General features: G+C 74.8%; 28 protein-coding genes. 9 read left to right on the top strand and 19 right to left on the bottom strand.

Annotation, left to right across the window (positions count from 1 at the left end; genetic code table 11):
• Nucleotides 1-25: 25 nt before the first annotated feature.
• Nucleotides 26-1,546: a class I adenylate-forming enzyme family protein gene (locus ACYX4T_RS16675; RefSeq protein WP_476010413.1), complete on the bottom strand. Its 1,521-nt coding sequence runs from the start codon at nt 1,544-1,546 to the stop codon at nt 26-28.
• Nucleotides 1,543-2,514: a phosphotriesterase family protein gene (locus tag ACYX4T_RS16670; RefSeq protein ID WP_476010412.1), complete on the bottom strand. Its 972-nt coding sequence runs from the start codon at nt 2,512-2,514 to the stop codon at nt 1,543-1,545. Before ACYX4T_RS16670 ends, ACYX4T_RS16675 begins: the two co-directional genes overlap by 4 nt.
• 100 nt (nt 2,515-2,614) lie before the next feature.
• Here ACYX4T_RS16670 and ACYX4T_RS16665 point away from each other — a divergent pair, with 100 nt between their 5' ends.
• From ACYX4T_RS16665 to ACYX4T_RS16655, 3 genes are read left to right on the top strand one after another with little or no spacing between them, the layout of a single operon-like run.
• Complete coding sequence (locus ACYX4T_RS16665) at nt 2,615-2,953, top strand: ArsR/SmtB family transcription factor (protein ID WP_476010411.1); 339 nt, start codon at nt 2,615-2,617, stop codon at nt 2,951-2,953.
• Nucleotides 2,950-3,477 (top strand): SRPBCC family protein, encoded by a 528-nt coding sequence (locus tag ACYX4T_RS16660; RefSeq protein WP_476010410.1) that lies wholly within the window; start codon nt 2,950-2,952, stop codon nt 3,475-3,477. Before ACYX4T_RS16665 ends, ACYX4T_RS16660 begins: the two co-directional genes overlap by 4 nt.
• Complete coding sequence (locus ACYX4T_RS16655) at nt 3,474-3,983, top strand: methyltransferase (protein ID WP_476010409.1); 510 nt, start codon at nt 3,474-3,476, stop codon at nt 3,981-3,983. Before ACYX4T_RS16660 ends, ACYX4T_RS16655 begins: the two co-directional genes overlap by 4 nt.
• On the opposite strand, the gene ACYX4T_RS16650 is transcribed toward ACYX4T_RS16655, so the two are convergent.
• The gene (locus ACYX4T_RS16650) at nt 3,980-4,195 is read right to left on the bottom strand and encodes a hypothetical protein (protein ID WP_476010408.1); all 216 of its coding nucleotides are present in this window, start codon (nt 4,193-4,195) and stop codon (nt 3,980-3,982) included. The two genes, ACYX4T_RS16655 and ACYX4T_RS16650, sit on opposite strands and share 4 nt — an antisense overlap.
• 184 nt (nt 4,196-4,379) lie before the next feature.
• Here ACYX4T_RS16650 and ACYX4T_RS16645 point away from each other — a divergent pair, with 184 nt between their 5' ends.
• Nucleotides 4,380-5,465: an SPL family radical SAM protein gene (locus tag ACYX4T_RS16645; protein ID WP_476010407.1), complete on the top strand. Its 1,086-nt coding sequence runs from the start codon at nt 4,380-4,382 to the stop codon at nt 5,463-5,465.
• Here ACYX4T_RS16645 and ACYX4T_RS16640 read toward each other — a convergent pair.
• Complete coding sequence (locus ACYX4T_RS16640; RefSeq protein WP_476010406.1) at nt 5,462-6,250, bottom strand: SDR family NAD(P)-dependent oxidoreductase; 789 nt, start codon at nt 6,248-6,250, stop codon at nt 5,462-5,464. The genes ACYX4T_RS16645 and ACYX4T_RS16640 overlap by 4 nt on opposite strands.
• A 121-nt stretch (nt 6,251-6,371) precedes the next feature.
• On the opposite strand from ACYX4T_RS16640, the gene ACYX4T_RS16635 reads away from it, so the two are divergent.
• Nucleotides 6,372-6,959, top strand: coding sequence for a TetR/AcrR family transcriptional regulator (locus ACYX4T_RS16635; protein ID WP_476010405.1), 588 nt, complete (start codon nt 6,372-6,374; stop codon nt 6,957-6,959).
• 52 nt (nt 6,960-7,011) lie between these two features.
• On the opposite strand, the gene ACYX4T_RS16630 is transcribed toward ACYX4T_RS16635, so the two are convergent.
• The 3 genes from ACYX4T_RS16630 to ACYX4T_RS16620 form a co-directional block, all read right to left on the bottom strand.
• The gene (locus tag ACYX4T_RS16630; protein ID WP_476010404.1) at nt 7,012-8,040 is read right to left on the bottom strand and encodes an aldo/keto reductase; all 1,029 of its coding nucleotides are present in this window, start codon (nt 8,038-8,040) and stop codon (nt 7,012-7,014) included.
• A 77-nt stretch (nt 8,041-8,117) separates the two neighbouring features.
• Entirely contained in the window at nt 8,118-8,921 is an 804-nt protein-coding gene (locus ACYX4T_RS16625) for a thioesterase family protein (RefSeq protein WP_476010403.1), read from the bottom strand.
• A gap of 60 nt (nt 8,922-8,981) precedes the next feature.
• A complete protein-coding gene (locus tag ACYX4T_RS16620) occupies nt 8,982-9,464 on the bottom strand; it encodes an Lrp/AsnC family transcriptional regulator (protein ID WP_274203165.1) in 483 nt (160 codons plus the stop codon).
• Nucleotides 9,465-9,660: 196 nt separating this feature from the next.
• On the opposite strand from ACYX4T_RS16620, the gene ACYX4T_RS16615 reads away from it, so the two are divergent.
• On the top strand, nt 9,661-13,206 hold the full coding sequence (locus ACYX4T_RS16615) for an indolepyruvate ferredoxin oxidoreductase family protein (protein WP_476010402.1): 3,546 nt from the start codon (nt 9,661-9,663) through the stop codon (nt 13,204-13,206).
• Between the two features lie 45 nt (nt 13,207-13,251).
• On the opposite strand, the gene ACYX4T_RS16610 is transcribed toward ACYX4T_RS16615, so the two are convergent.
• Nucleotides 13,252-13,734, bottom strand: a complete 483-nt coding sequence (locus ACYX4T_RS16610) for an OsmC family protein (RefSeq protein ID WP_476010401.1) — start codon at nt 13,732-13,734, stop codon at nt 13,252-13,254.
• A gap of 51 nt (nt 13,735-13,785) precedes the next feature.
• Here ACYX4T_RS16610 and ACYX4T_RS16605 point away from each other — a divergent pair, with 51 nt between their 5' ends.
• On the top strand, nt 13,786-14,628 hold the full coding sequence (locus ACYX4T_RS16605) for a formate/nitrite transporter family protein (RefSeq protein WP_476010400.1): 843 nt from the start codon (nt 13,786-13,788) through the stop codon (nt 14,626-14,628).
• Between the two features lie 11 nt (nt 14,629-14,639).
• On the opposite strand, the gene ACYX4T_RS16600 is transcribed toward ACYX4T_RS16605, so the two are convergent.
• From ACYX4T_RS16600 to ACYX4T_RS16560, 9 genes are read right to left on the bottom strand one after another with little or no spacing between them, the layout of a single operon-like run.
• Complete coding sequence (locus tag ACYX4T_RS16600; protein WP_476010399.1) at nt 14,640-15,041, bottom strand: DUF3224 domain-containing protein; 402 nt, start codon at nt 15,039-15,041, stop codon at nt 14,640-14,642.
• 37 nt (nt 15,042-15,078) lie between these two features.
• On the bottom strand, nt 15,079-15,906 hold the full coding sequence (locus ACYX4T_RS16595) for an SDR family NAD(P)-dependent oxidoreductase (protein ID WP_476010398.1): 828 nt from the start codon (nt 15,904-15,906) through the stop codon (nt 15,079-15,081).
• A gap of 4 nt (nt 15,907-15,910) precedes the next feature.
• Entirely contained in the window at nt 15,911-16,093 is a 183-nt protein-coding gene (locus ACYX4T_RS16590) for a hypothetical protein (RefSeq protein ID WP_476010397.1), read from the bottom strand.
• A gap of 39 nt (nt 16,094-16,132) precedes the next feature.
• A complete protein-coding gene (locus ACYX4T_RS16585; RefSeq protein WP_476010396.1) occupies nt 16,133-16,414 on the bottom strand; it encodes an antitoxin in 282 nt (93 codons plus the stop codon).
• Nucleotides 16,415-16,436: 22 nt separating this feature from the next.
• Nucleotides 16,437-17,852, bottom strand: a complete 1,416-nt coding sequence (locus ACYX4T_RS16580) for a carboxylesterase/lipase family protein (protein ID WP_476010395.1) — start codon at nt 17,850-17,852, stop codon at nt 16,437-16,439.
• Complete coding sequence (locus tag ACYX4T_RS16575) at nt 17,849-19,006, bottom strand: DUF3500 domain-containing protein (RefSeq protein ID WP_476010394.1); 1,158 nt, start codon at nt 19,004-19,006, stop codon at nt 17,849-17,851. Before ACYX4T_RS16575 ends, ACYX4T_RS16580 begins: the two co-directional genes overlap by 4 nt.
• Nucleotides 19,003-19,329 (bottom strand): putative quinol monooxygenase, encoded by a 327-nt coding sequence (locus tag ACYX4T_RS16570; RefSeq protein WP_476010393.1) that lies wholly within the window; start codon nt 19,327-19,329, stop codon nt 19,003-19,005. Before ACYX4T_RS16570 ends, ACYX4T_RS16575 begins: the two co-directional genes overlap by 4 nt.
• Nucleotides 19,330-19,387: 58 nt before the next feature.
• The gene (locus tag ACYX4T_RS16565) at nt 19,388-19,873 is read right to left on the bottom strand and encodes a hypothetical protein (protein ID WP_476010392.1); all 486 of its coding nucleotides are present in this window, start codon (nt 19,871-19,873) and stop codon (nt 19,388-19,390) included.
• 10 nt (nt 19,874-19,883) lie between these two features.
• Nucleotides 19,884-20,378 (bottom strand): inorganic diphosphatase, encoded by a 495-nt coding sequence (locus ACYX4T_RS16560; protein ID WP_476010391.1) that lies wholly within the window; start codon nt 20,376-20,378, stop codon nt 19,884-19,886.
• Nucleotides 20,379-20,496: 118 nt separating this feature from the next.
• Between ACYX4T_RS16560 and ACYX4T_RS16555 the strand changes: the two genes are divergently transcribed.
• Together ACYX4T_RS16555 and ACYX4T_RS16550 are read left to right on the top strand one after the other, a co-directional pair.
• Entirely contained in the window at nt 20,497-21,543 is a 1,047-nt protein-coding gene (locus ACYX4T_RS16555; protein ID WP_476010390.1) for a YihY/virulence factor BrkB family protein, read from the top strand.
• A gap of 97 nt (nt 21,544-21,640) precedes the next feature.
• Nucleotides 21,641-23,122 carry a protein kinase family protein gene (locus ACYX4T_RS16550; protein ID WP_476010389.1) on the top strand — a complete coding sequence of 494 codons (1,482 nt, stop codon included), beginning with the start codon at nt 21,641-21,643 and terminating at the stop codon, nt 23,120-23,122.
• A gap of 105 nt (nt 23,123-23,227) precedes the next feature.
• On the opposite strand, the gene ACYX4T_RS16545 is transcribed toward ACYX4T_RS16550, so the two are convergent.
• Nucleotides 23,228-23,782 (bottom strand): YceI family protein, encoded by a 555-nt coding sequence (locus ACYX4T_RS16545; RefSeq protein ID WP_476010388.1) that lies wholly within the window; start codon nt 23,780-23,782, stop codon nt 23,228-23,230.
• Nucleotides 23,783-23,851: 69 nt separating this feature from the next.
• Entirely contained in the window at nt 23,852-24,124 is a 273-nt protein-coding gene (locus ACYX4T_RS16540; protein WP_476010387.1) for a hypothetical protein, read from the bottom strand.
• Between the last annotated feature and the right edge of the window lie 130 nt (nt 24,125-24,254).

Raw genomic sequence — 24,254 nt, 5'->3', positions numbered from 1 at the left:
TAGGGGCGGTAACTGCTCACCTAGGTCAGTGGCCCCGGACCGGCGGGCCCCAGGCGGTGGCGTCGCGCAGGGTCCGTTTGAGCAGCTTGCCGCCCGGGTTGCGGGGCAGCGGGTCGGAGGAGACGACGACGAACTGCGGCACCTTGTAGTCGGCGATCTGGGTGTCGAGGTACGCGAGCACGGCACCGACGTCGATGTCGCCGCCGACCAGCACCGCGCCGACCTTCTCGCCCATGACGTCGTCCGGCACCCCGACCACGGCCGCGTCGGCCACCCCCGGCGCGCCGGCCAGCGCGTTCTCGACCTCCACCGAGTACACGTTCTCGCCGCCGCGGTTGATGACGTCCTTGGCGCGATCGACGATCCGCACGATGCCGTCGTCGACGCGCGCGAGGTCCCCGCTGTGCAGCCAGCCGTCGACGAACGTGCGCGCCGTCGCCTCGGGCGCCTGCCAGTAGCCGTCGACGACGTTCGGCCCGCGGATCAGCAGCTCGCCGACCCCGGCGTCGTCGACGTCCGCGAGCGCGAGGTCGACGACCGGCGCCGCGAAGCCGACCGAGTCCACGTTCTCCGCCGTGTACTCGTGGGGCAGGAACGTCGAGATCGACGCGGTCTCGGTGAGCCCGAACCCGTTGCCCAGGCGCGCCTGCGGGAGCCGCTCCATGAGCCGGCGGACCAGTGCCGGCGCCATCGGCGCCCCGCCGTAGGTCAGGCGCCGGACGTGCGACAGGTCGGCGTCCAGGTCGCCGCGCGCCAGCGTCAGGCCGTAGATCGCCGGGACGCTGACCAGTGTGTCGATGCGCTCCTCGACGATCGTCCGGACGAACGCGCCGCCCTCGAACACCGGCAGCACCACCGTCGTGCCGCCGAGCCCGAGCTGGACGAGCAGCTGGGAGTTGCACCCGGTGACGTGGAACAGCGGCACCGAGACGAGGTTGCGCAGCCCCGGCCCCTCGGCGCGGTCGATCCCGATGACGCGGATCGCGGTCTCGACGTTGGACAGGAAGTTGCCGTGGGTGGTCCGCGCGCCCTTGGGGCGGCCGGTGGTGCCGCTCGTGTAGAAGATCGCGGCGAGATCGCCGGGGACGAGGTCGTCGAGGGCCTCCGGGTGCCCGTCCGGTAGCGGCGACCCCGGCCGCAGCACGACCGCCGCCCCGCTGTCCTCCAGGACGTACCGGACCTCGGGCTCCGCGAACCGCGTGTTGACCGGCACCGCGACGGCCCCGGCGAGCAGGGAGCCGAGGAACCCGACCACCCAGTCCAGCCCGGCGGGCAGCAGCGAGGCGACCCGGTCCCCGCGCCCGACACCCTCGCCGACCAGGCCGCCCGCGACCCGCGCCGCCCGCTCCCACAGCTCGGCGTACGTGACCCGCTCGCCGCCGACCTCGACGACCGCCTCGACGTCCGGGTGGCGCTCCACCGACGCCCGCACCATGGCCACCACCGACGGCGCGAGGTGGTCGTAGCGGGCGATGCCGTCCCGGCCGCGGGTGATCCCGGAGGTGTCGAACGGGTCGGGCCCGCGGTCGAGGGGGGTCGGGCTCACGAGAAGTACCGCCGCGGGTTGTCGACGAGCATCGTCGTGATCTGCTCGTCGGTGACGCCCTGCTCGCGCAGCGCCGGCAGGACGTCGTGGTGGATGTGCTCGTAGTGCCAGTTCGGCAGCATCTGCTCCTTGACCGCCTGGCTCTCGCCGGAGAAGAAGTCGATGTAGCAGGACGCGTCGTGGGCCAGCACGATCTTCTCGGCGTAGCCGTCTGCGCAGAGCGCGGCGATGGTGGCCACCCGCTGGTCGGTGGGGTTGAAGACGTCGATGCCGAAGCGGTCGGCGCCGATGATCGCGCCGCGGTCGGCGATCTCGCGCAGGTAGTCGAGGTCGTTGCTGTCGCCCGCGTGCCCGATGACGACCTTGGTGAGGTCGACGCCCGCCTTCTCGTAGAGGTCGAGCGCGAGCCGCCCGGTCTGGTGCGCGGCGTTGGTGTGCACCGTGATCGGCACCCCGGTCTCGACGTGGGTGGCCGCGATCGCGTGCTGGATGCGGGCCTGGTCGGGCGTGAGGCCGCGCTCCTCGACGACGCCCTTGAGGAACGCCGCCTTGATACCCGTGCCTCCGATCCCCTCGCGGATGTCCTTGAGGAACATCTCGGTCATCGGCTCGTCGCCGCCGAGCACCGTGCCCGGGCCGCGGTAGTGCAGGAAGTGCGGGATCTCGTCGAAGGTGTAGAGCCCGGTGGCGACGACGATGTTGAGATCGACCTCGGCGTTGATCCGCGCGACGCGGGGGATGTAGCGCCCGAGCCCGACGACGGTGGGGTCGACGATCGTGGTCACGCCGAGCTCGCGCAGCCGGCGCAGCTTCTCGATCGCGTCGGCGACGCGGACCTCCTCGTCCCAGTACTCGTCGCCGTAGTTCTGCATGATGTCCGGGCTCAGCACGAACACGTGCTCGTGCATCAGCGTCGTGCCCAGGTCGCCGACCTCCACCGGCCCCCGCACCGTCTCCACCGTGGGCATGCCGCACCCCCACCTCGTCGCACCGTTGTGACCCGGAGCACTCTAGCGTCGCCTTGAGATTTACTCGACAGCTATATAGCTCTGTGGCAAATTATGGGTCGTGGACGTGTTCCAGGCGGTGGCCGACCCGGTGCGGCGCTCGATGGTCGAGCGCCTCGCCGACCGCGGCGAGGCGACGGCGGGCGAGCTCTCGGACCTCGCCGCGCAGCGGTTCGGCATCCGCCAGCCGACCGCGTCCAAGCACCTCAAGGTGCTGCGCGAGGCCGGGGTCGTCACCAGCTCGGTCGACGCCCAGCGCCGCGTGTACCGGCTCGAGCCCGGCCCCCTCGACGACCTCGCCGGATGGGCCGCGCGCCAGACCCGCTTCTGGGCCGGGCGGCTCGACGCCCTCGAGCGCCACCTCGACCCTCCGACCACCACTGAAGGGAACTCCCCATGACCACCGATCTGCTCGGCGCCGTCGACCGCGCCGCCGGGACCGTCACCCTCGAGCGCCGCCTGCGCGCCCCCGTCGAGCGGGTGTGGGCGGCGCTCACCGACCCCGCCCGCCTCGGCGACTGGCTCGCGCCCGTCGAGTCCGGCGCGCCCGGTCCCGACGGCCGCTTCGTCCTGCGCATGAACGCCGACGAGACCGCCACGTGCACCGTCGTTGCGTGGGACCCCCCGCACGCCCTGCGGGTGACCTGGGACTACACGGGCGAGCCGGCCTCCGAGGTCGGCCTGACCCTGGTCGCCGACGGTCCCGAGAGCACCCTCCTGCGGCTCGAGCACGCCCGCCTCGCGGTCGACGTCGTCCAGTACGGCGCCGGCTGGCACGTGCACCTCGACAACCTCGACGTGCACCTCGCCGGCGGGGACGTGCGCACCGAGGGCTGCTGCGGCGAGGCGTTCATGGCCGCGTGGGAGTCCCTCGCCCCGCGGTACGCCGCGACGGACCGCGGCGCCCCCAGCCCGACCTCGTGAGGGTCCCGCCGCGCCTGGCGGCCGCGGTCGACCTCGTCGACCCCGCCCCGGACGCCCGGGTGCTCGAGGTCGGGTGCGGGCGCGGGGTGGCCGCGGCGCTGCTCGCCGACCGGCTGCCGCGCGGGCACTACACCGGCATCGACCGCTCGGCGACGGCGACCGCGGCCACCGCGATGCGGCTCGGCGGCCGCGGCGAGGTCCACACGACCGCGCTCGCCGCGTTCCGGCCCGCGCCCGGGACGGTCGACGTCGCGCTGGCGGTCGACGTCAACGTCTTCTGGACCGGCCCGGCGCGCGCGGAGCTCGCGGTGCTCGCGACGGCCCTGCGCCGGGGCGGCGTGCTGCACCTCGTGTACGGCTCCGACGGCGGGGTGGCGCCGCGCACCGACGTCGCCGACCGGCTGCGCGACCACCTCGCCGCCGGCGGCTTCGCACCGGAGCTGACCGCCCCGACGCGGCGCGGCGTGCGGCTGTTGCACGTCCGCGCCGAGGCGCCGGGGAGCTAGACCCGGCGGAAGGCCAGCAGGCGCACCCCGAGGGCGGCCTCGGCGCGCTGGATCTCCGCGAGCTGCTCGTCGCTGAGGTCGGCGTAGGGGCTGGCGGCCTCGTAGGCGACGACGGGGGTGCCGAGGCGCTGCTCGAGGCGGTGGAGCTCGTCGAGGGCGGCGTCGTCGAGCGCCGCGGGGCGCAGGTCGGGGCCGGTGGAGGGTGCGGACACGGGGCTCTCCGGGATCGATCAGACGTGCGTGGTGTGACCGGCAACACGCCGGTGCCCGGCGAGTATCCCGCCCACGATCGGCCCAATCACCCCCTCCGACCGGAAGTCGCCGAACGTGCGACGCGTTGACGTGGGTGCGATGACGACACCCCTCCCGGCACCTCCTCCGGTCCAGCCGCCGCCCATGCCCCGGACCCGTCTCTGGGCCCCTGCCCGCGTCCTCGTCACCCGCTCCGCGCAGGAGCACCCGCACACCGCCGAGATCCTGCGCCGCTGCGAGGCGGCCGGCGTCGACGACGTGGAGCTGCTGCGCGGCGATCGCGTCACCGGCGTGCGCGGCGAGACCGAGCGCGAGACCTACGCCCGCGCCAAGTCCACCCTCGCGGTCGTCACGAGCCCCGCGTCGGCCCGCAAGCTCGACCCGATCCCGCCGAGCGCCGACTGGCGCGTCGACCTGGCGCGCGGCTGCCCCGCGCACTGCCAGTACTGCTACCTCGCCGGCTCGCTGTCGGGGCCGCCGATGACGCGCGTCCACGGCGACCTCGAGGACATCCTCGCCGGCCTCGACGCCTACGTCGGCCACGGCACGATCACCTCCACGAACTCCGCCCGCGCCGACGAAGGCACGACGTTCGAGGCGTCCTGCTACACCGACCCGCTCGGCATCGAGCACGTCACCGGCAGCCTGTCCGCCGCGATCCGCCACGTCGGCACCCACGACTTCGGGGGCCCGGTCCAGCTGCGGGCGACGACGAAGTTCGCCGACGTCGCCGGCCTGCTCGACCTGCCCCACCACGGGCGGACCCGGCTGCGGTTCTCGGTCGGGCCGGAGTCGGTGGTCGGCCGGTTCGAGGGCGGCACCGACCCCGTCGGCCGGCGCATCGAGGCCCTGGTGACGATGGCCCGCGCGGGCTGGCCGGTCGGCCTGACGATCGCGCCGATCATGCCCGTCGGCGACTGGCGCACGGCCTACAGCGACCTGCTCGCCCGCGTGGCGGCCGCGCTCGAGGGGCTCGAGGGGATCGGGGGCCTCGACCTCACCGCCGAGTGCATCACCCACCGCTTCACGCCGGGCAGCAAGGAGACGCTCGAGACCTGGTACCCGCGCACCCGGCTCGAGATGGACCCCGAGCAGCGCAGGACCAAGCGCGGCAAGTTCGGCGCGGTCAAGCACGTCTACCCCGACGACGTCATGGACGACCTGCGCCGGCACGTCACCGACGAGCTCGCCGAGCGCCTCCCCGCGGCCCGCGTCCTCTACTGGACCTAGCCGACCTTGACCGAGCCGGCGTCGACCGCCCAGTCCGCGCCGATGACGCTCGGCACGGTCGGGGAGGCCAGCATCAGGACCACGCGGGCGACCTCGGCCGGCTCGATGAGCTCGCCGGTGAGCATGCCGTTCTGCCGCGGCATGGCGGCGAGCAGCGTCTCGTGGTCGAGGCCCATGTCCGCCGCCATGCGCGCGACGAACGTGTCGGATCCGGTGAGGAGCGGGGTGCGGATGCCCGCCGGGGACACCGTGTTGACGCGGACCCCGGACGGCGCGACCCGCTCGGCGAGGCTGCGGGAGAACGCGTTGAGCGCGGCCTTCGCGACGCGGTAGGGCAGCGGCTCGGGGCCGACGCGCCGCGCGCTGTCCGAGCTGATGGTCACCACCGCGCCCCGCGCCTCGGTGAGGGCGGGCAGGGCGGCCCGGGTGGTCCGCCGGGCGGCATCGAGGTTGAGCGCGAAGGCGGCGGCCCAGACGTCGTCCTCGCCGTCGAAGACGTCGACCGCGTGCTCCGGCGGCATGTCCCCGCCGCCGGCGTTGTTGACCAGCACGTCCAGGCGCGGGCCCGTCGCGAGCGCCGCCTCGACGACGCGGCGCGGGCCCTCGGGGGTCGTGAGGTCGGCGGGGAGGAACGTCGCTCCGGTCGCCTCGATCTCGGGCGTGCCGCGTCGCGCCGTCGCGACGACGGAGCTCCCCTCGGCGAGGAACGCCCGCACGATCTCGAGTCCCAGCCCGCGGCTCGCGCCGGTGACCAGGACGCGCTTGCCGCGCAGCTGCAGGTCCATGTCGTGCTCCCTGTCCGTGGAGGTGCGTCTCGCTCGAACTGCGACATCAGAGTCGCACATCGAGCATCAAGTGCGCCACCGATGTTGCAGTTGGTACGGTGGTGCGGACAGCGGAGGTGGCATGGACGCGGACGCGGCGCCCCGGCGGGTGCGGGCCGACGCCGAGCGCAGCACGGCGCGCATCCTGGAGGCGGCCGAGGCCGTGCTCGCCGAGGACGGGACGGCGTCGCTCGAGCGCATCGCCGACGCCGCGGGGCTGGCGCGCGCCACGGTCCACCGCCGGTTCTCCTCGCGCACCGCGCTGCTCGACGCCCTGGCCGCGCAGCTCGCGCAGCGCTACGTGCAGGGCCTCGCCGAGGCGCGGGTGGACACGGCGCCGCCGGTCGCCGCGATGCTGCGGATGACCGAGACCGCCTTCGCGCTGAAGATCGCCCACCGGTTCGCCGTCCAGCTCACCGCGTCGATGACCCCGGAGGTGCTCGACGGCCTCGACGGGCTCTTCGCCCGGTTGCGCGACGCCGGCGCGATCACGGCGCCGGACCCGACGTGGGGGCGCCGCGTCTACCTGGCGCTGCTCCACGAGGTCAACGACCTGCCCGCGGACTCGCCCATGCTCGACGGGGACGATCTCGCCGCGCGGGCGGGCCTGCTGGTCGGGACGGTCCTGCGGGCCCTCGGCGGGGACGGGTGGTGGCCTCCGGCCAGGTGAGCAGAAAGAAGGGCCCCAGCACCTCCTTCTGCTCACCTGCGCGGAGCGCACCTCACGCGGCGGCGCGCTCGGCGACCGGGCGGCGGCGGTGGGAGGTCGTCGTCAGGGCCGGCGGGAGGTAGTCCTGGTCGAGCCGGCCGACCTCGGTGCCCGGCGGGACGATCTCGTCGATCCGGTCGAGCACGTCGTCGGGCAGCACGACGTCCAGGCCGGCGAGCAGGTCGTCGAGCTGCTCCTGGGTGCGTGGTCCGAGCAGCGCCGTGCTCACGCCGGCATGCGTGATCGCGAACGCCATGGCCAGGTGCGTGAGGCGCAGGCCCGCTTCGTCGGCCAGCGTGATGAGCGCCTCGATCGTCTCGAGGCGACGCTCGTCGTGGAAGACGCGGAAGAGGTCGGCGCGGACCAGGTCGCTGGGCTGCCCGCGACGGGCGCGGCCGGTGAGCATCCCCTGCGCGAGCGGCCCCCAGACCAGCGTGCCCATGCCGTACCGCTGCGCGACCGGCAGCACCTCGCGCTCGATGCCGCGGTTGAGGATCGAGTAGGGCGGCTGGTCGGTGCGGAACCGCTCGAGGCCACGGCGCTCGGCGACCCACTGCGCCTCGACGACGTCCGAGGCGGGCATCGTCGACGACCCGAACGCGCGGATCTTGCCGGCGCGGACGAGGTCGGTGAGCGCCGAGAGCGTCTCCTCCACGTCGGTGTCGGGATCGGGCCGGTGCACCTGGTAGAGGTCGATGTGGTCGGTCTGCAGGCGGCGCAGCGACTCCTCGACGGCGGTGGTGATCCAGCGCCGCGACGCGCCCTGGCGGTTCGGGTCGTCGCCCATCGGGCGGCCCATCTTGGTGGCGACGACGACGTCGTCGCGGCGCCCGACGAGCGCCTTGCCGAGGACCTCCTCGGACGCGCCGGCGCCGTAGACGTCGGCGGTGTCGACGAGGTTGATGCCGGCGTCGAGGGCGCGGTGGACGAGGCGGATCGAGTCCTCCTGGTCGGGGTTGCCGCGCGGCGAGCCGAGCAGCAGCACGCCCAGCGAGTAGGGGCTGACCTTGATGCCGGTCCGGCCGAGGGTCCGGTACTGCATGGCGTCCTCCGGATGTGCGCGAAACGGAACGTTCCTCCGGAACTATACGGAAGGACGTTCCGCTTTCGCCACCCCGGTCAGAGCAGCAGCGCGAGCTGGCGCGACTGAGCGACCAGCGCCCCGTCGGCGTCCCACACCTCGACGTCCTCCTCGTGCAGGCCGTGGGCGAGGTGCCGGGTCACGGTCCGGCAGCGCAGCGGGCCGGGCGCGGGGTGCTCGCGCAGGTGCACGGTGAGCTGCGCGGTGCTCGACCCGCGGCCCATCTCCAGCACCACCGGCGCCGCGCCGTCGACGACGAACGCGAGGTCGAGCAGCGTCGCGTCCGAGCCGTCGGCGAACGCGAACCAGAACTCCGCCGAGGGGTCGCCGGACGGCTCGCCGCGCACCCAGCCGGGCAGGGCGGGCACGCCGTAGCGCATCCGCCGGCCCACGGTCGCCGCGCCCGGCGGGGCGTCCGGCCCGCCGAAGGTCACGCAGTCCCCGAACGGCGGCAGCGCGGGCGGGGCCGTGAGGTCGACGGGGTCGGCGGGGGTCGCGGCGAGGTCGGCGAACGTGGCCTCGAGGCGCAGGACGTCGCGCTCGGCGCCGTCGGGGCCGGCCTGCACGAGCCGTGCGGTGCCGGTCGCGAGTCGTCGCCCGGCCCGGACGACCTCGGTCAGGATGCGCGCCGGGCCCGGCATCGCGGGGCGCAGGTACGACGCCGACGCGACGACGGGGTCGGGCAGCGGGGCGTCCGCGGCGAGCGCCCGGAGCGCGACGCTCAGCTGGTAGCCGCCGTTGAGGCGCCCGTCGTCGAGGCCCCAGCGGTCCGACAGCGCGATCTCGTGCAGGCCGTCGCCGACGCGCTGCGCGGTGCTGTCGAGGCCGAGGTCACCGATCACGCGCGGAGTGTGCCCTGCGGGCAGGTGAGCAGAAAGAAGGGCTGGAGCACCTCCTTCTGCTCACGTGCGCGGACGCGCACCCCGCGGCAGGGCGCGCACGAGCGGCAGCACGCGGTGGGCCACCCGCTCGGTCAGCGCGATCTCGGTGCGCGTGCGCTCCACGCCCGGGGTGCCGATGATCCCCTGGACCACGTGCTCGAGGTGGGCGTTGGTCCGGGCGACCACGCGCGCCCAGAGGTCGCCGTCCCCGGTGATGCTGTGCGCCTCGACGACCTCGGGGATCGTCGCGAGGTGCTCGGCCACGGCGTCGAGCCGGCCCTGGGTGATGTGCAGGGTGACGAACGCGGTCACGTCGTAGCCCAGGGCCTCCGGGTCGACCTGCGGCTCGAACCCGACGATCACCCCGCGCTCCTGCAGGCGCAGGAAGCGGGCCTGCGCGGTGCCACGGGCGATGCCCAGCGCCCGTGCGTGCTCGCGCAGCCCGACCCGCGGCCGTTCGAGGAGCGCGAGCAGCAGCGCGCGGTCGAGGTCGTCGAGGTCCATCCCGGCTCCTGGCTCGTCCAATGGCCGAAGGGGATCAGTGTGTGGGCTGATCGACTGGACCAATGGATCAGTTGCTGAACACAACAGTAGACCACTGGCGAGTAACTCCCTAGCTTTCGGGTCACCGCCACGACGTGTGGCCCGGGCCACGGGACCCACCCCGCGCCCGTGTGCCGAGCCACCGAGGAGGTCCACCATGACCGTCGACGTCCGCCCGCCCGTGTTCGACGTGCCGTCCGGAGGTCCCGGTGAGCCCCGCCGTCCGGTGTCGCTGCGCGACCGCTACGCGATGACCCACGGACGCGTGCACCTCACGGGCGTCCAGGCGCTGGTCCGCCTGCCGCTGGACCAGCACCGCGCCGACCGGGCCGCGGGCCTGCGCACCGGCGGCTACGTCTCGGGCTACGAGGGCTCGCCGCTGGCGGGCTATGACCTCGAGCTCGCGCGGCACCGCGACCTGCTCACCGAGCACGACGTCGTGTTCGCGCCGGGGCTCAACGAGGAGATCGCGCTGACCGCGGTCGAGGGCACCCAGCTCGCGCCGGCCACCGGCACGCTGACCCGCGACGGCGTCGTCGGCTACTGGTACGGCAAGGCCCCGGGCCTCGACCGCGCCACCGACGCCCTGCGCCACGCCAACCTCACCGGCACCCACCCCCGCGGCGGCGCCGTCGCGTTCGTCGGCGACGACCCGGCGGCCAAGTCGTCGAGCGTGCCCAGCGCGTCGGAGGCCGCGCTCGCGGACATGGCCGTCCCGGTGCTCTACCCCGCCGACTCCCAGGACGTCCTCGACCTCGGCCGCCACGCCGTCGCCCTGTCGCGGGTGAGCGGGCTGTGGACCGCGCTGAAGATGGTCACCGCGGTCGCCGACGGCTCGGGCACCGTCGAGGTCGACCCGGACCGCCTCGTCCCGGTCGTTCCCGACACGACCGTCGACGGGCGTCCCTACGTGCACACCCCGTCGGCGACGCTGCTGCAGCCCCACCTCGGCCCGATCGAGCGCGACCTCTACCGCGCCCGCCTCGAGCTCGCCCGCCGCTACGCCGCCGCCAACGGCCTCGACCGGATCCTCGGCGCGGGGCCGGCGCGGATCGGCGTCGTGGCCGCGGGCAAGAGCTGGCTCGACCTGCGCCAGGCGCTCGACACCCTCGGCCTCGACGACGCAGAGCTCGCCCGCCGCGGCGTGCGCCTGCTGCGCGTCGGCATGCCCTGGCCGCTGGACCACGGCGTCGTCGACCGCTTCGCCGCGGGCCTCGACGAGATCGTCGTCGTCGAGGAGAAGCGGGCGTTCCTCGAGACGCAGATCAAGGACCGGCTCTACGGGCGCCCCGACGCCCCGCGGGTGCACGGCAAGCGCGGCCCCGACGGCGCGGCGATGTTCGGAGAGGCCGGCGACCTCGACCCCGACGTCGTCGCCCGCCGGCTCGGCGAGCGCCTGCTCGCCCACGGCGACGTGCCGTCGGTGCGGGCGTGGCGCGACGAGAAGGCGCGCCGCTCCCGGATCGACCTGTCGCTGACGCCGGTCGACGGCGCGAAGCGCACCCCGTTCTACTGCTCGGGCTGCCCCCACAACACCTCGACCACCGCGATCCCCGACGGCTCGCTGGTCGGCGCCGGCATCGGCTGCCACACGATGGTGCTGCTGATGCCCACCGAGCAGGTCGGCGAGGTCACCGGGCTGACGCAGATGGGCGGCGAGGGCGCCCACTGGCTCGGCATGGCGCCGTTCGTCGACGCCGACCACTACGTGCAGAACATCGGCGACGGGACCTTCCACCACTCGGGCTCGCTCGCGGTGCGCGCGGCCGTGGCGGCCGGCGCGCACATGACCTTCCGCCTGCTCCACAACGGCGCGGCCGCGATGACCGGCGGGCAGGACGCCGTCGGCGCGCTGTCCATGCCGGCGCTGACGCAGAGCCTCGCCGCCGAGGGCGTCACGCGGATCCTGGTCACCACCGAGGACCGGTCGCGCTACCGCGGCGTGCGTCTCGCCAAGGGCGTCGAGGTCTGGGACCGGTCGCGCTACGAGGAGGCCCAGCGGGTCCTCGCCGGCACGCCGGGCGTCACCGTGCTCATCCACGACCAGGAGTGCGCGGCCCAGAAGCGGCGCAAGCGCAAGCGAGGCAGGGTCGCCGACCCGTCCACGCGCGTCATGATCAACGAGCGCGTCTGCGAGGGCTGCGGCGACTGCGGGCAGACCTCGAACTGCCTGTCGGTGACCCCGGTCGACACCGAGTTCGGCCGCAAGACCCGCATCCACCAGGCGTCCTGCAACAAGGACTACTCCTGCCTCGACGGCGACTGCCCGGCGTTCCTCACCGTCGAGCCGGCGCCCGCCGGCGGCAGCGAGGGACGCCCTCGCTCCACCACCCTCGAGCCGCTGGGTGCCGACGTGCTGCCCGCGCCGCCCGCGGTCGTCGACGACGAGTCGTTCACGGTGCGCCTCGCCGGCATCGGCGGGACGGGCGTGACGACGGTGTCGCAGGTGCTCGCGACGGCCGGGCTCGTCGCCGGGCGCCACGTGCGCGGTCTCGACCAGACCGGGCTGGCCCAGAAGGGCGGCGCGGTGGTGTCCGACGTCAAGGTCAGCCGCCGGCCGGGCGAGGCGGCGGGCCGCGCCGCGGAGGGGGAGTGCGACCTCTACCTCGGCGCCGACCTGCTCGTCGCCGCCGACCCGGCGAACCTCGCGACCTGCGCGTCGTGGCGGACCGTCGCCGCGGTGTCGTCGGCGAAGATCGCGACCGGGTCGATGGTCGTCGACCCGTCGGTGTCGTTCCCGGACGCCGACGCGGTGCTGCGGCGGATCACCGACCGGGTCCGGCGCGACGTGGGGGTCGTCGTCGACGCCCGCGCGCTGGCCGACGCCCTGTTCGGTGACGACCAGTTCGCGCTGACCTTCCTGCTCGGCGCCGCGTTCCAGTCCGGCGCGCTGCCGCTGCCGGCGTCGGCGGTCGAGGAGGCGTTCACGCTCAACGGCGCGGCGGTGGAGCAGAACCTCCAGGCGTTCCGCCGCGGGCGCCAGTCGGTGGCCGACCCGGAGGCGTTCGCGGCGGTCGTCGCGCAGGTCACCGGCACGGGCCCCGACACCGGGGTGCCGGGGCTGACCACGCGCGGGGCGGCCGAGGCGGCGGAGATCGTCGCCTCGATCGGGGCGCCGGCCGGGAGCGAGCTGGAGCGCCTGGTGGCGATCCGGGTGCCCGAGCTCGTCGCCTACCAGGACGCCGACTACGCGCGCTCGTACGCGTCGGTCGTGGCCGGGGCCGTGGGCGCCGACCCGCGCCTGGCCGAGGCGATCGCCGCCGGGCTGTACAAGCTCATGGCATACAAGGACGAGTACGAGGTCGCGCGCCTGTCGCTCGACCCGGCCCTCGACGCGTCGGTGCGCGCGCAGTTCGGCGAGGGCGCCCGCTACGCGTGGAAGCTCCACCCGCCGGTGCTCCGGGCCGCGGGCATGCAGCGCAAGATCACGCTGGGCCGCTGGTTCCGGCCGGGCTACCGCACGCTCCGGGCGATGCGCCGCCTGCGCGGGACGCGCCTCGACCCGTTCGGCGTGGCCGAGGTGCGCCGCGTGGAGCGGGAGCTGGTGGCGGAGTACCGGGCGTTGGTCCCGACGCTGATGGAGCTCGACGTCGACCGGGCGGTCGAGATCGCCGGCCTGCCCGACATGGTCCGGGGCTACGAGGACATCAAGCTCGCCAACGTCGCCCGCTACCGCGCCCGCCTCGCCGAGCTGCTGGGCTGACCGGCCTTTGTGAGCACTTTCCGGGCCTATAGGCCAGGAAAGTGCTCACATGGCGAAGGTGACCACCGGCTCCACGGTGACCGGGGTGGCGAGGCTGTTGGCGATGTAGCACTCGCCGTGCGCGAGGTGGACCAACCGCTCCACGCGCTGGACGCTCGGGCCCGGCGCGACCGTGATCTCCGGTCGCAGCACGATCGCCGCGATCCGTGCCGGGCCCCCGTCGCGGGACATCGTCGCCTCGCCGTCGTCGCGGTAGGCGGTGACGTCGATGCGCGCCCGCGCCGCGATCGCGAGGAACGACAGCAGCTGGCACGACGACGCCGCCGCGAGCACCAGCTGCTCGGGATCGAGCAGCGCGGCGTCGCCGCCCAGCGTCGGGTCGTTCGACAGCGCCAGCGTGGCGCCGGCCGGCGGGGCCTCGACGTGGTGGGCGCGCCCGTAGCCGTCGTAGCCGACACCGGTCGAGCCCGACCACGTGCACGTCGCGCGGTAGCGGTGGGTGCCGTCGGGGTCGGTCGTGAAGGCCACCGGCCGACCCTAGGTGTCGGCGGGTGGACGCATCGGGCAGACCGGGCGCTCATGAGCGCCGAGGACGACACGACCGCCCCCACCCGCGACTCCCAGGGACGCCACGACGCGATCCGCGAGCACGAGGTGGAGCGCACGTTCGACCAGGTGGTGGAGAAGGGGCGGCCCCGCCTCTACCGCACCCCCGTCGAACTGCTCGCGAGCGGGACGATCGCCGGCGTCGAGATCGCCCTCGGCGTGCTCGCCTTCCTCGCCGTCGAGCAGGCGACCGGGTCGAAGCTCCTCGCCGGTCTCGCGTTCTCGGTCGGCTTCATCGCCCTGCTGCTCGGCAACAGCGAGCTGTTCACCGAGGGCTTCCTCGTGCCGGTGGCCGTGGTCGCTGCCAAGGAGGCCACCTACGGCCGGCTCGCCCGCTTCTGGGCGCTCACGCTCCTCGGCAACCTCGTCGGCGGGTGGGTCACCATGTGGGCGGTCGTGACCGCCTTCCCGGCGCTGCGCTCCGGCGCCGTGAAGAACGGCGCCACCTTCGCCACCTCGTCCCTCACCCTGTCGACGTTCCTGCTCGCGGTGATCGCCGGCGTCGCCATGACCCTGCTGACCCGCATGCGCAACGGCACCGACAACGACGTCGCGAAGGTCCTGGCCTCGATCGCCGTGGCCTTCCTCGTCGCGGGGCTGTCGATGTACCACTCGGTGCTCGACACCCTGTTCATCTTCGGCGGGATCCACGCCGGCGGGGCGTACGGCTACGGGAACTGGCTCGTGTTCTTCGCCTGGTCGGTCGCCGGGAACGTCGTGGGCGGGCTGGGGATCACCACCGCGCTGCGCCTCCTGCGCAGCAGCGAACGCCTGCAGGAGTGGCGGTCCCACCCCGGCCCGCACCACGACGCGTGACGCGCCGGCGCTCAGGGCAGCTCGTAGTCCAGCGTCAGCCGCTCGTGGGCGACGACGCCGGTGCCGCGCAGGCCCTCGAGCCCGCCCGTCCCCGACCCGGCGACGACGAACGCCCACTGCCGCATCTCCTGGCCGTCGCCGCCGGAGGCGCCGTGCTGGAGGACGAAGCTGCCGGCCCGGCCCTCGAGCTCGCCGACCACCCGCTCCTGCGCGAGGTAGGCCGCGCCGCCCTCGCCCTGGGTGGTCAGCAGCTCGGCGACGGCGGTGCCCTGCAGCGGGCCGGAGTAGGTCTTGCGCAGCAGGGTGCGGCCGGTCGCCGGGCCCCGGCCCTCCGGCTCGGCCAGGGCTCCTCCGTCAGGGCCCTCCGCGGGCTCCCAGACGTCGACGGTGAACGCGCTCTCGAGGTGGGTCACGCCGATCATCCTGGCGCGGAGAGGCTGACATCTCCCGTCAGGGTCGGGTCAGCTCGTCGGCGATCGCCCGCAACCGGGCGCGGGCGAGCGGGTCGCGCGCCTGCGGGTCCGGCTCGGCCTCGCGCACGCCGTTGTAGTACCGCCCCGTGACGCCGGCGAGCTCCGGGTCGACCGCCAGCCGCGCGGTGGCCGCGACCCCCTCGGCGATCGTGCTGATCGGCGAGGGCACGATCTTGGTCGGCATGTACGTCGCCGGGTGCAGCGCGGTCGCGGTCACCACGGCCGGGTCGAGCTCGTCGGCGAGGTCGAACGCGTCGAGGATCTGCGCGAGCTTGCTCTGCGTGTAGGCGCGCCAGCCGGAGTAGTCACGCCGGAGCATGAGGTCGTCGAAGTCCAGCGCGGCCTGGCCGGCCGAGGACACCATGACGATCCGCGACGGGTCGCCCGACGACGCGGCCGCCTCCAGCGACGGCAGCAGGCGGCGGGTGAGCAGGTGGCCGGCGAGGAAGTTCACCGCGAACCGCAGCTCGTGGCCGTCGGCGCTCTCCTGGCGCTCACCGCCGCCCGGGACGTCGGCGCCGATGCCCGCGTTGTTGACGAGCACGTGCAGGCGCGGGTGGTCGGCGGCCACACGGTCGGCGAGGTCGCGGACCTGCGCGAGGTCGGCGAGGTCCGCGCGGTACCAGGACAGGTCGTCGTTGCCGGTCGCCGCCCGGATCTCCTCGAGCGTGGCCGTGCCCCGCTCGTCGTCGCGGCCGTGCAGCAGGACCTGCATCCCGCGGCCGGCGAGGTCGTGCGCGAGCCCGCGGCCGAGGCCGTCGGTCGCGCCGGTGACGAGGACGGTGCGCGTCTCGGGGGTGCTCACCGCGTCAGCCCGAGGTGGAGGGCCAGTTGCCGGGCAGGTCGACCGTCCTCTTCTTCGTGCGGCTGTTCCAGCTCACGCCGAACAGCGTGACCGTCCACGAGGTGGTCCTGCCCTTCTCCGAGCGCGAGACGTGGCGCCACACCGGCAGCGGACCCAGCGTGCGGCGGCCACGGTCGTTCGGTCCCATGTCCGTCGGAGTGCCCGCTGCCGGTGCGGGGATCACGCGTCAGCCACGGTCGGTGCGCTGGCTCGGGTAGCGGGTGGCCGACTGCGGCCCGTAGTACTGCGGCTCCGGGAACGGCACCGTGCGCCCCGGGACGCTGGTCTGCTTGCGGACCTGGCGCACCGCCGAGTCGACGTGCTTCTGGTACTTCCCGCCCGTGCGGCTGTTGACGAACGCCGCCGCCTGGTCGGCGTACCGGTTGACCTTCTCGGGGTTCTGGCGGGCGAATCGCCGCGCGGCGGCCACGGCCGCGCCAAGGGCCGCCACCCTGCGCATCAGGGGCATCGGTTCCTCCTCAGGGGTGTCCTCATCGAGTGTGCCCGTTCCGGCGGGCGGTCACGATGTCCAGCACGACCGTCGGCCCGGCGCCGGGGGAGTGCGGCGGCCACGGCAGGTCGTCGGTCCAGGGGTTCCCGTGCCGCGCGAACGCCAGCCACGCCCCGCGCATCGCGCGCGCGAGCGGCTCGACGTCGGTGTCCCAGTCGGCCCCGCGCAGCATCGGCGCGCCGGCCCACGCGTCGCGCGCGCCGAACAGGAACGGCAGCTCGATGCAGTGGCACGCGCCCAGGCCCGAGGCGGGCGCGCGCCAGGCGAAGCGGTAGCTGAAGGTGCGGGCACCGCTGCGGGCCGCGTCGTCGGCGAACCGGTCCGCGGGTCCCGTGAACACCCGCCGCGTCACCACGCCCCCGGCCGCCGACGCGAGCCGCCCGACCAGCGGCAGCCGCCGGGCCGCGCGCAGGGGCGGGCTGATGGCGAGGAACGTCTCGATCTCGTCCGCGGTGGCGCCGACGAGCACGTCGTGCCCGGACGACGCCGCGTCGGTCCATGTCACGCCCGGGGCCAGCGGCGCGACGCCGGCGGTCGGCGCGAAGGCGGGCGACGAGTCGAGCCCGCCGGGTCCCGCGGCCCGGACCATCGCGTGGCGCTGGGCCGCCAGCAGCGCCGGCACGCCCGCCGTCCGCGGGTCCGCGCCGTCGAGGCCCTCGGTGACGTAGCCCGCGACGCGCGCCGCCCGCGCCGGCGACGAGAGCCCGAGGCCCAGCTGGCCGCTCTGGAGGATCGCGCGCCGGAAGAGGGGGCGGGCCTCGGGGACGGTCAGCAGGCAGGCGATGGCGTGCGCGCCCGCGGACTGGCCCGCCACCGTGACCTGCGCGGGGTCGCCGCCGAACGCCGCGACGTGCTCCTGCACCCACCGCAGCGCGGCGATCTGGTCGAGCAGCCCGAGGTTGCCCTCGGACACCCCGTCCGCGGCGAGCCAGCCCAGCACCCCGAGCCGGTAGCCCACGCTCACCGCGACGACGTCCCCCTCGGCGACCAGGCGCGCGGTGTCGTACCAGGACGTCGACGCCGACCCGATGACGTAGGCGCCGCCGTGCAGCCAGACGAGCACCGGGCGGGGCACGCCGTCGGTGAGCGCCGCGGCCGGGGCGCGCACGTCCAGGCGCAGGCAGTCCTCGTCCTGCAGGGCGTCGTCGTCGGTCGACGGACCGGTCACCGACGCGACACGGGCGGGCAGCTGCGGGCTGATCGGGCCGGGCTCGACGGCGTCGCGGATCCCGGACCAGGACGCGGCCGGCACCGGTGGCGCGAAGCGGGGCGCGGCGGCGTAGCGGATGCCGCGGAACTCGACGACCTCGCCGGCCCCGCCGACGCCGTCGCGCCGTCGCCCGCGCAGCGTGCCGGTCGACAGCGTGACGGTCGCGTCGGTGACGGTCCCGCTCACGGGTGGTGCTCGGGGTGGTGAAGCGCGAGGTGCTCGCCCAGCACGTCGAGCCCGAAGTCGCGCTCGGGGTCGCGCCAGACGGAGTGGGCGTGGTTGACGCCGCGCTGGGTGTTGTCCCACTCGGCGAGCAGGTGGGGGCCCTGCAGGCGGTAGTAGTGCGGCTCGCCGCGCTCGGCGCCGCCGGCCCACGCGAAGTGCACGGCGTCGAGCGCGCCGCCGTCGAACCGGGCGCGCTCGCGCTCGACGAGCCCCGGCGGCATCCGCCCGACGTAGGTGTCGAGCAGGCGGCGCAGGATCTCCTGCTGGCCCGCGTCGAGGTCGGCGCCGGCGACGCCGCGCGGGGCGGCGGTCAGCTCGGTCGCCGTGCGGTCGGCCTCGGTGACGCCGAGCTGCGCCTCGAGCCCGTCGTGCATCGACCACAACCGGTCCTCGAGGCCCTGCTCGAAGTGCCCGCGCCACAGGTCGGGCAGCGGGATGAGGCGGTCACCGGGCCCGGGGCGCACGCGGTTGGCGCCGATGATGTCGGCGGGCGCCGTGCCGGTGAGCACGGCGCGGGGGCGCTGGTCGGCGTCGAGGGCGGCCAGCAGCTCGCGGGCGGTGTCCTCGACGCCGCCGAGCGGGCGCAGCTCCCGGCCCCCGAGCAGCGGGGACACCATCGGGTCGGCGCCGAGGAAGCAGGGGCTGCCGACGACGGCCTCCCCGCCGACGACGAGGTGGTTGACCGACACGTGGTGCCCGCCGAACCGCCAGGACCAGGGTCGGTCACCGGTCGGGTCGCCGAAGACGCGCAGGTAGTACATGCCGGGATCGCGGCCGCGGTCGCGGGCGAACCCGGTGGTGAAGCCCTCGGTGCGGTCGAGGACGTTCTCCAGCCCCATGATCGTCGCCGCGCTGACGTAGCCCGGCTCGGACAGGCCGGTGGCGAGCAGGCGCATCGCCGCGCGCTGCTGGTGGGGGCGCTGCTGGTGGATCGTCAGGCCGCCGTGGTCGGTCGGCGTGTAGTACCACCGGACCCGCTCGGCGTCGGCGGCCTTCGACCCCGGCCAGTCCCACACGCCGATCGCGCGCTGCTCGTCGTCGAGCCCGTCGATCCACGCCACGGCCGCCTCGGCCATCGCCGAGGCGACCGTGCGCGGGGTCGGGTGCTCGGTCACTTGATCCGCTGCAGCTGCGTGATCACGAGACCGTCGGCACCACCCTGGAGGTACTCGTCGAGCTTGCCGGCGAACTCCACGAGGTGGGCGTTGCCGAGGTGGGCCTCGAGGTGTCCGGGGCTGGTCCAGTTCTCGTAGAAGAAGAACGTGCCCGGGTCGTCGACGGCGACGTGCAGGTCGTAGTTGACGCACCCGTCCTCGGCCAGCGTCGGCTCGACCAGCTTCTCGAGCTCGGCGCGCAGCTCCTGCTCCTTGCCCGGCAGCGCCTTCATGCGCGCGATGACGGTGAGCAGGGTGCGGTCGTCGTCGGTGGGCGTGGCCACGGTGCCTCCAGGGGGTCGACGGCGCGGTCGGGAGGGCTCTACCCCCGGCCCCGGCGGCTCACGCGTCGCGACGGTCGCGGCGGTCGTCGGTGTCGTCGGTGCCGTCGGTGTCGTCGGTGTCCTCGGCCTCGTCCGACCCCGGACTGTCCGACCCCGTCGATCCCACCGCGGCCTCGGCGCCGTCGTCGTCGCCGGTGCCCGACGGGCCGCCGGTGGGGTCGTCGGGAGGACCGGGCGTCGGCCCGCCGCTCGCACCCCGCGGCGGGCCGGGGGTCGACCGCGGCGGGCCGGCGCCGGGCGGGTCGGCCGGCGGCACGGGGGCGTTGGTCAGCGTCCGCGAGGCGCGGATGGCCGAGCGCGCCCGGACGTCCTGGATGGCGATGAGGCCGATGCCGAGCGCGAGGGCGAGGACGCCGAAGATCACGATGGCGACCACCGTCGCGACGGCGCCGACGAGGACCGCGAGCCCGCCCGCGACCGCCCACACGATGCCGATCGTGCGCATGGTCGCGACGTTCGGCGGCGGGTCCGGAGGCTCGGTCACGTGGGTGACCTCACGTCGTGTAGCCCTCCTTCTCGGCCCGCTGGAGCGACGCGCGGACCTCCTTCTCGGCGTCCGCGCGCCCGACCCAGGAGTGGCCCTCGACCTCCTTGTCGGGCTCCAGCGCCTTGTAGACCTCGAAGAAGTGCTGGATCTCCATGCGGTGGTACTCGTCGAGGTGGTGGATGTCGCGCAGGTGCTCGAGGCGCGGGTCGTCGCTGGGGACGCACAGCACCTTGTCGTCGCCGCCGGCCTCGTCGGTCATGCGGAACATGCCGATGGCGCGGCTGCGCACCAGGCACCCCGGGAACGTGGGCTGCTGGACGAGCACGAGCGCGTCGAGCGGGTCGCCGTCCTGGCCGAGGGTGTTCTCGATGTAGCCGTAGTCGGCGGGGTACCGCGTGGCGGTGAACAGCGTGCGGTCCAGCCGCAGGCGCCCGGTCTCGTGGTCCATCTCGTACTTGTTGCGGCTGCCCTGCGGTACCTCGACCAGCACGTCGAACTCCACGCTGCTCCTCCCGGTGATCGTCGTGTGGGGCGTCAGTGTGGCGCCCACGGGCGAGGGGGGCCACCCCGCCCCGCCCTGCGCACCGGCGCGTGCCCGTTCGGCGGCAGGGACTGCTCCGATGACGAGGGCGTCGACGGGGTATCCACTCCTGGCGCTGGTCGGGGAGGTGGGGATGGGCGTGTCGCGGAGGTTCGACGCCTTCCAGCGCCGCCACCGCTGGGCGGCACTGCCGCTGGCCGTGGTCTACAAGTTCGTCGACGATCAGGGCACCTACCTCGCCGCGCTGCTCGCCTACTACGGCTTCGTCTCGCTCTTCCCGCTGCTGCTGCTCGCCGTGACGGTGCTGGGCTACCTCCTGCACGACGACCCCGCCGCCCAGCAGGCGGTGCTGGCCTCCGCGCTGCGCAACGTGCCGGTGATCGGCGACCAGATCCGCGACAACGTGCACACGATGAGCGGCAGCGTCGTCGGCCTGGTCGTCGGCATCGTCGTGGCCGTCTACGGCGCGCTCGGCGTGACCCACGCGGCCCAGCACGCGCTCGACGAGGTCTGGGCCGTGCCCCGCGCCGAGCGGCCCGGCATCGGCACGGCCTACGTGCGCGGGGCGTTCGTCGTGCTGCTCGTGGGCATCGGTGTGCTGGCCACGGCGGGGCTCTCGACGCTCGGTGCCACGGCCGGCGCGCTCCTGGGCTGGAGCGACCTCACCCGTTGGGCCACCACCGTCGCCGGCCTCCTCGTCAACGTCGGCCTGTTCCTGCTGGCCTACCACCTGCTCACGGCCCACCGGGTGCCCGTCGGCGAGCGCTGGATCGGCGCCGTCACCGCGGGCGTGACGTGGCAGGTGCTGCTCGAGGTCGGCACCTGGTTGGTCCGCACCCGGCTCTCCGGGGCGAGCGCGACCTACGGGTTCTTCGGCATCGTGCTGGGCCTGCTGGCGTGGATCTACCTCGCCGCGGCGGTGTTCGTGCTGTGCGCCGAGCTCGACGCCGTGCTGGCCCGCCGCCTGCACCCGCGCAGCCTGTTCAGCATGTATCCCGACGACCGCGACACCACGGCCGCCGACCTGCGTGCCTACGAGTCCTACGTGGAGTCCGAGCGCCAGAAGGACCACCAGACGGTCGACGTCCGCTTCACCGACAACCCCGGACCGAACACCCACCACTGATCCACGCCCGACACGTGTGGGGGGTCGGGACGGGTGGTAAACGCCTCCGCTGCACCAGCGCGGCGTCCCTCGACCTCCTCGCGCGAAGGAGCCTCGCGTGACCTCGACGCGCCCCACCGTCCCCGGAGAGCGCTACCACCCCGCCGACCGCCTGGGCGGCCGCGAGAACCCGGTCCACCGTGCCCACGACCTCCTGCTGCAGCGCGACGTGGCCGTCAAGTCGTTCCCCGGCGACGACGGCCCGGCGCGGTGGGAGCGCGACGCGCGGCACCGCGTGCAGCTCGGATCCGGCCAGGCGATGGAGGTCCTCGACGGCGCCCCCGACGGGCCCGACGGCCCGTTCGTCGTGATGCCGGTCGCTCGCGGCGGCAGCCTCGATCGGGCGCCCGACCCGTGGGACCCGTCCTCGGCGGCGCTGCTCGTCGCGCGTCTCGCCCCCGGGCTCGGGCGCCTGCACCGTCTCGGGCTCGTGCACGGCGGGGTGGGTCCCGACGCGGTCCTGCTCGACCCGACGCTCGGCCCGCGCTGGACAGGCCAGGGCGCGGAGGTCCCGGACGACGCGAGCACCGACGACGACGTCGTCGCGCTGGCCGGCGTGGCGGTCGCCGCGGTCACCGGCCCGTCCGCTGGCGCGGCGGACCCCTCGCCCGAGGTCGTCGAGGCCGTGGGCGCGCTGGTCGTCGGGTCCGTCGACGCGGAGGCCCGGCGCCGGCTGCAGACCGCCCTGACGGCGCACACGGCGCGGCACGGCGGGGTGTCGCGAGCCGATGGCCTCTCCGTCGCGCGGCACCCGCGGCGTGTGCGACGCGCCGTGCTCGCCGCCTGCGTCGGCGCCGCGGTCGTCGGCGGGGTGCTCGGCGCCGGCGCGACCACGGGTGGCGACGCCGAGGCGACCGCCGTGGCCGGGACGGTCGACGACTCGGCCGTGGACCCGGCGCCGCCCGCCGCCGTGCTCGCGGTGCCCACCCCGGGCTCGTTCTCCGGGCCGGCCGCCGACCCGGTCCGTCCCGCGCCGACCGGCACGCCGGCCGCCGCGGGCGACCGCGTCGTGGACGACCCCGCCGCGGACGAACCCGCCGATGCCGGCACCGACATCGGTGCCGGCACCGACGTCGCGCGGCCCGCTTCCGACCGTCCCTCGACCCGCTCGGACGATTGCCCGGATGCCGCGAGCCGGACGCGTGCGGCGAACGGGAGCGACGTCGACCGAGACCGCGATCGCGGCGAGGACCGCGCCGAGGACCGTGCTGACGAGCGTGCCCAGGACCGTGTTGACGACCGCGCCGAGGACCGTGTTGACGAGCGTGCCGAGGACGGTGCTGGCGAGCGTGCCGACGACCGCGGCGAGGACCGTGCTGACGATCGTGCCGACGACCGCGGCGAGGACCGCGGCGAGGACCGCGGCGAGGACCGGTCCGGCGACGGCGACCGCCGCTCCGCCCGCGAGGGCGATCGGGACGGCGAGGAGCACGGGCACGACGATCGGGGCCGGGACGCCGACGACGACGGACGCTCCGGCTCCGACGAGGGTGGCTCCGGCGGCGGGTCGGTCGGGCGTCTGCTGGACGGCCTGGTGTGAGGACCCCGGACACACGACGGCCCGCGTCCCCGATGCGGGGGCGCGGGCCGTTGTCGTGGCCGGTCGTGCGCGGGCCGGACGTGCGCCGTGGGTGGCGCCGTCGGATCAGGACTGCTTGACCGCCGAGACGTCGAACTCGAGGCCGACCTTCTCCGACACGAGCACGCCGCCCGTCTCGAGGGCGGCGTTGAACGTGATGCCGAAGTCCTTGCGGTTGATCGTGGTGGCGCCCTCGAAGCCGGCGCGGATGTTGCCGAACGGGTCCTTGGCGAGGCCGGTGAACTCGAACGGGACGGTCACGGACTGCGTGACGTCGCGGATCGTCAGGTCACCGGTGATGTTCCAGGTGTCGCCGTCCTGCTCGACCGACGTCGAGCGGAAGGTGATCTCCGGGTAGACGTTCACGGCGAGGAAGTCGTCGCCCTGGACGTGCCCGTCGCGCTGCTCCTGGCCGGTGTTGAGGCTGTTGGCGGCGATGACGATCTCGACGCCCGAGCGGGCCGGGTCCTCGCCGATGGTGGCGCTGCCGCGGAAGTCGCCGAAGTTGCCGCGGACCTTGGTGACCATCGCGTGCCGGGCGGTGAAGCCGATGCGCGTGTGGGCGGGGTCGATCTGGTACGAGCCCGCGAGCTCGAGGGTCGGCGCAGCGGTCTCGGTCATGTCGTCCTCCATGGGACTTGAAGCATCAACTGTCAAGGAGCAGCCTAGCACTATCGGTTGAGACGTCAACTATCGGTCCGCGCTGCGACCCGGCTCTCCGGGCGGTGGCAGCACCGACGTCGTCGCGAGCAGCACGGCCAGCGCGCGGGCGGTCGCGGGCCAGTGGTCGCGGGCACCGTCGGGCGGGAGGACCACGACCGTGGCGCCGGCGGCCTCGGCGTCGCGCGCCCGCTCGACGAGGGCGTCGAGGTCGCGGGATCCGCCCGCGGGTGCGAGCCCGTGCTCGGGACAGTCGAGGTGGACGAGAGGGGTGGCCGCGAGCGGCGTGGCGAGGGTGGTCACGGTGACGGGCTCCGTCGAGGTGGCGCGGGTGGGGACGCGGTGGTCAGCGGTCCCGGCGACAGAGCTCGTCGAAGGCGTCCGAGCGGCGGCCGGGCCAGAACGGCTCGAGCGGCTCACCCGTCACGGGGCC

Source organism: Actinomycetospora sp. ABD4_176 (genome assembly GCF_056311855.1).
This window is presented reverse-complemented; position numbering and strand designations above follow the sequence as displayed.

Bases quoted from the DNA above. Each gene is read 5' to 3' on its own strand.
- ACYX4T_RS16670 (WP_476010412.1), bottom strand. From the start codon at position 2,514: ATGCCCACGGTGGAGACGGTGCGGGGGCCGGTGGAGGTCGGCGACCTG.
- ACYX4T_RS16660 (WP_476010410.1), top strand. From the start codon at position 2,950: ATGACCACCGATCTGCTCGGCGCCGTCGACCGCGCCGCCGGGACCGTC.
- ACYX4T_RS16645 (WP_476010407.1), top strand. From the start codon at position 4,380: ATGCCCCGGACCCGTCTCTGGGCCCCTGCCCGCGTCCTCGTCACCCGC.
- ACYX4T_RS16640 (WP_476010406.1), bottom strand. From the start codon at position 6,250: ATGGACCTGCAGCTGCGCGGCAAGCGCGTCCTGGTCACCGGCGCGAGC.
- ACYX4T_RS16635 (WP_476010405.1), top strand. From the start codon at position 6,372: ATGGACGCGGACGCGGCGCCCCGGCGGGTGCGGGCCGACGCCGAGCGC.
- ACYX4T_RS16630 (WP_476010404.1), bottom strand. From the start codon at position 8,040: ATGCAGTACCGGACCCTCGGCCGGACCGGCATCAAGGTCAGCCCCTAC.
- ACYX4T_RS16620 (WP_274203165.1), bottom strand. From the start codon at position 9,464: ATGGACCTCGACGACCTCGACCGCGCGCTGCTGCTCGCGCTCCTCGAA.
- ACYX4T_RS16615 (WP_476010402.1), top strand. From the start codon at position 9,661: ATGACCGTCGACGTCCGCCCGCCCGTGTTCGACGTGCCGTCCGGAGGT.
- ACYX4T_RS16605 (WP_476010400.1), top strand. From the start codon at position 13,786: ATGAGCGCCGAGGACGACACGACCGCCCCCACCCGCGACTCCCAGGGA.
- ACYX4T_RS16590 (WP_476010397.1), bottom strand. From the start codon at position 16,093: ATGGGACCGAACGACCGTGGCCGCCGCACGCTGGGTCCGCTGCCGGTG.
- ACYX4T_RS16585 (WP_476010396.1), bottom strand. From the start codon at position 16,414: ATGCCCCTGATGCGCAGGGTGGCGGCCCTTGGCGCGGCCGTGGCCGCC.
- ACYX4T_RS16555 (WP_476010390.1), top strand. From the start codon at position 20,497: ATGACGAGGGCGTCGACGGGGTATCCACTCCTGGCGCTGGTCGGGGAG.
- ACYX4T_RS16545 (WP_476010388.1), bottom strand. From the start codon at position 23,782: ATGACCGAGACCGCTGCGCCGACCCTCGAGCTCGCGGGCTCGTACCAG.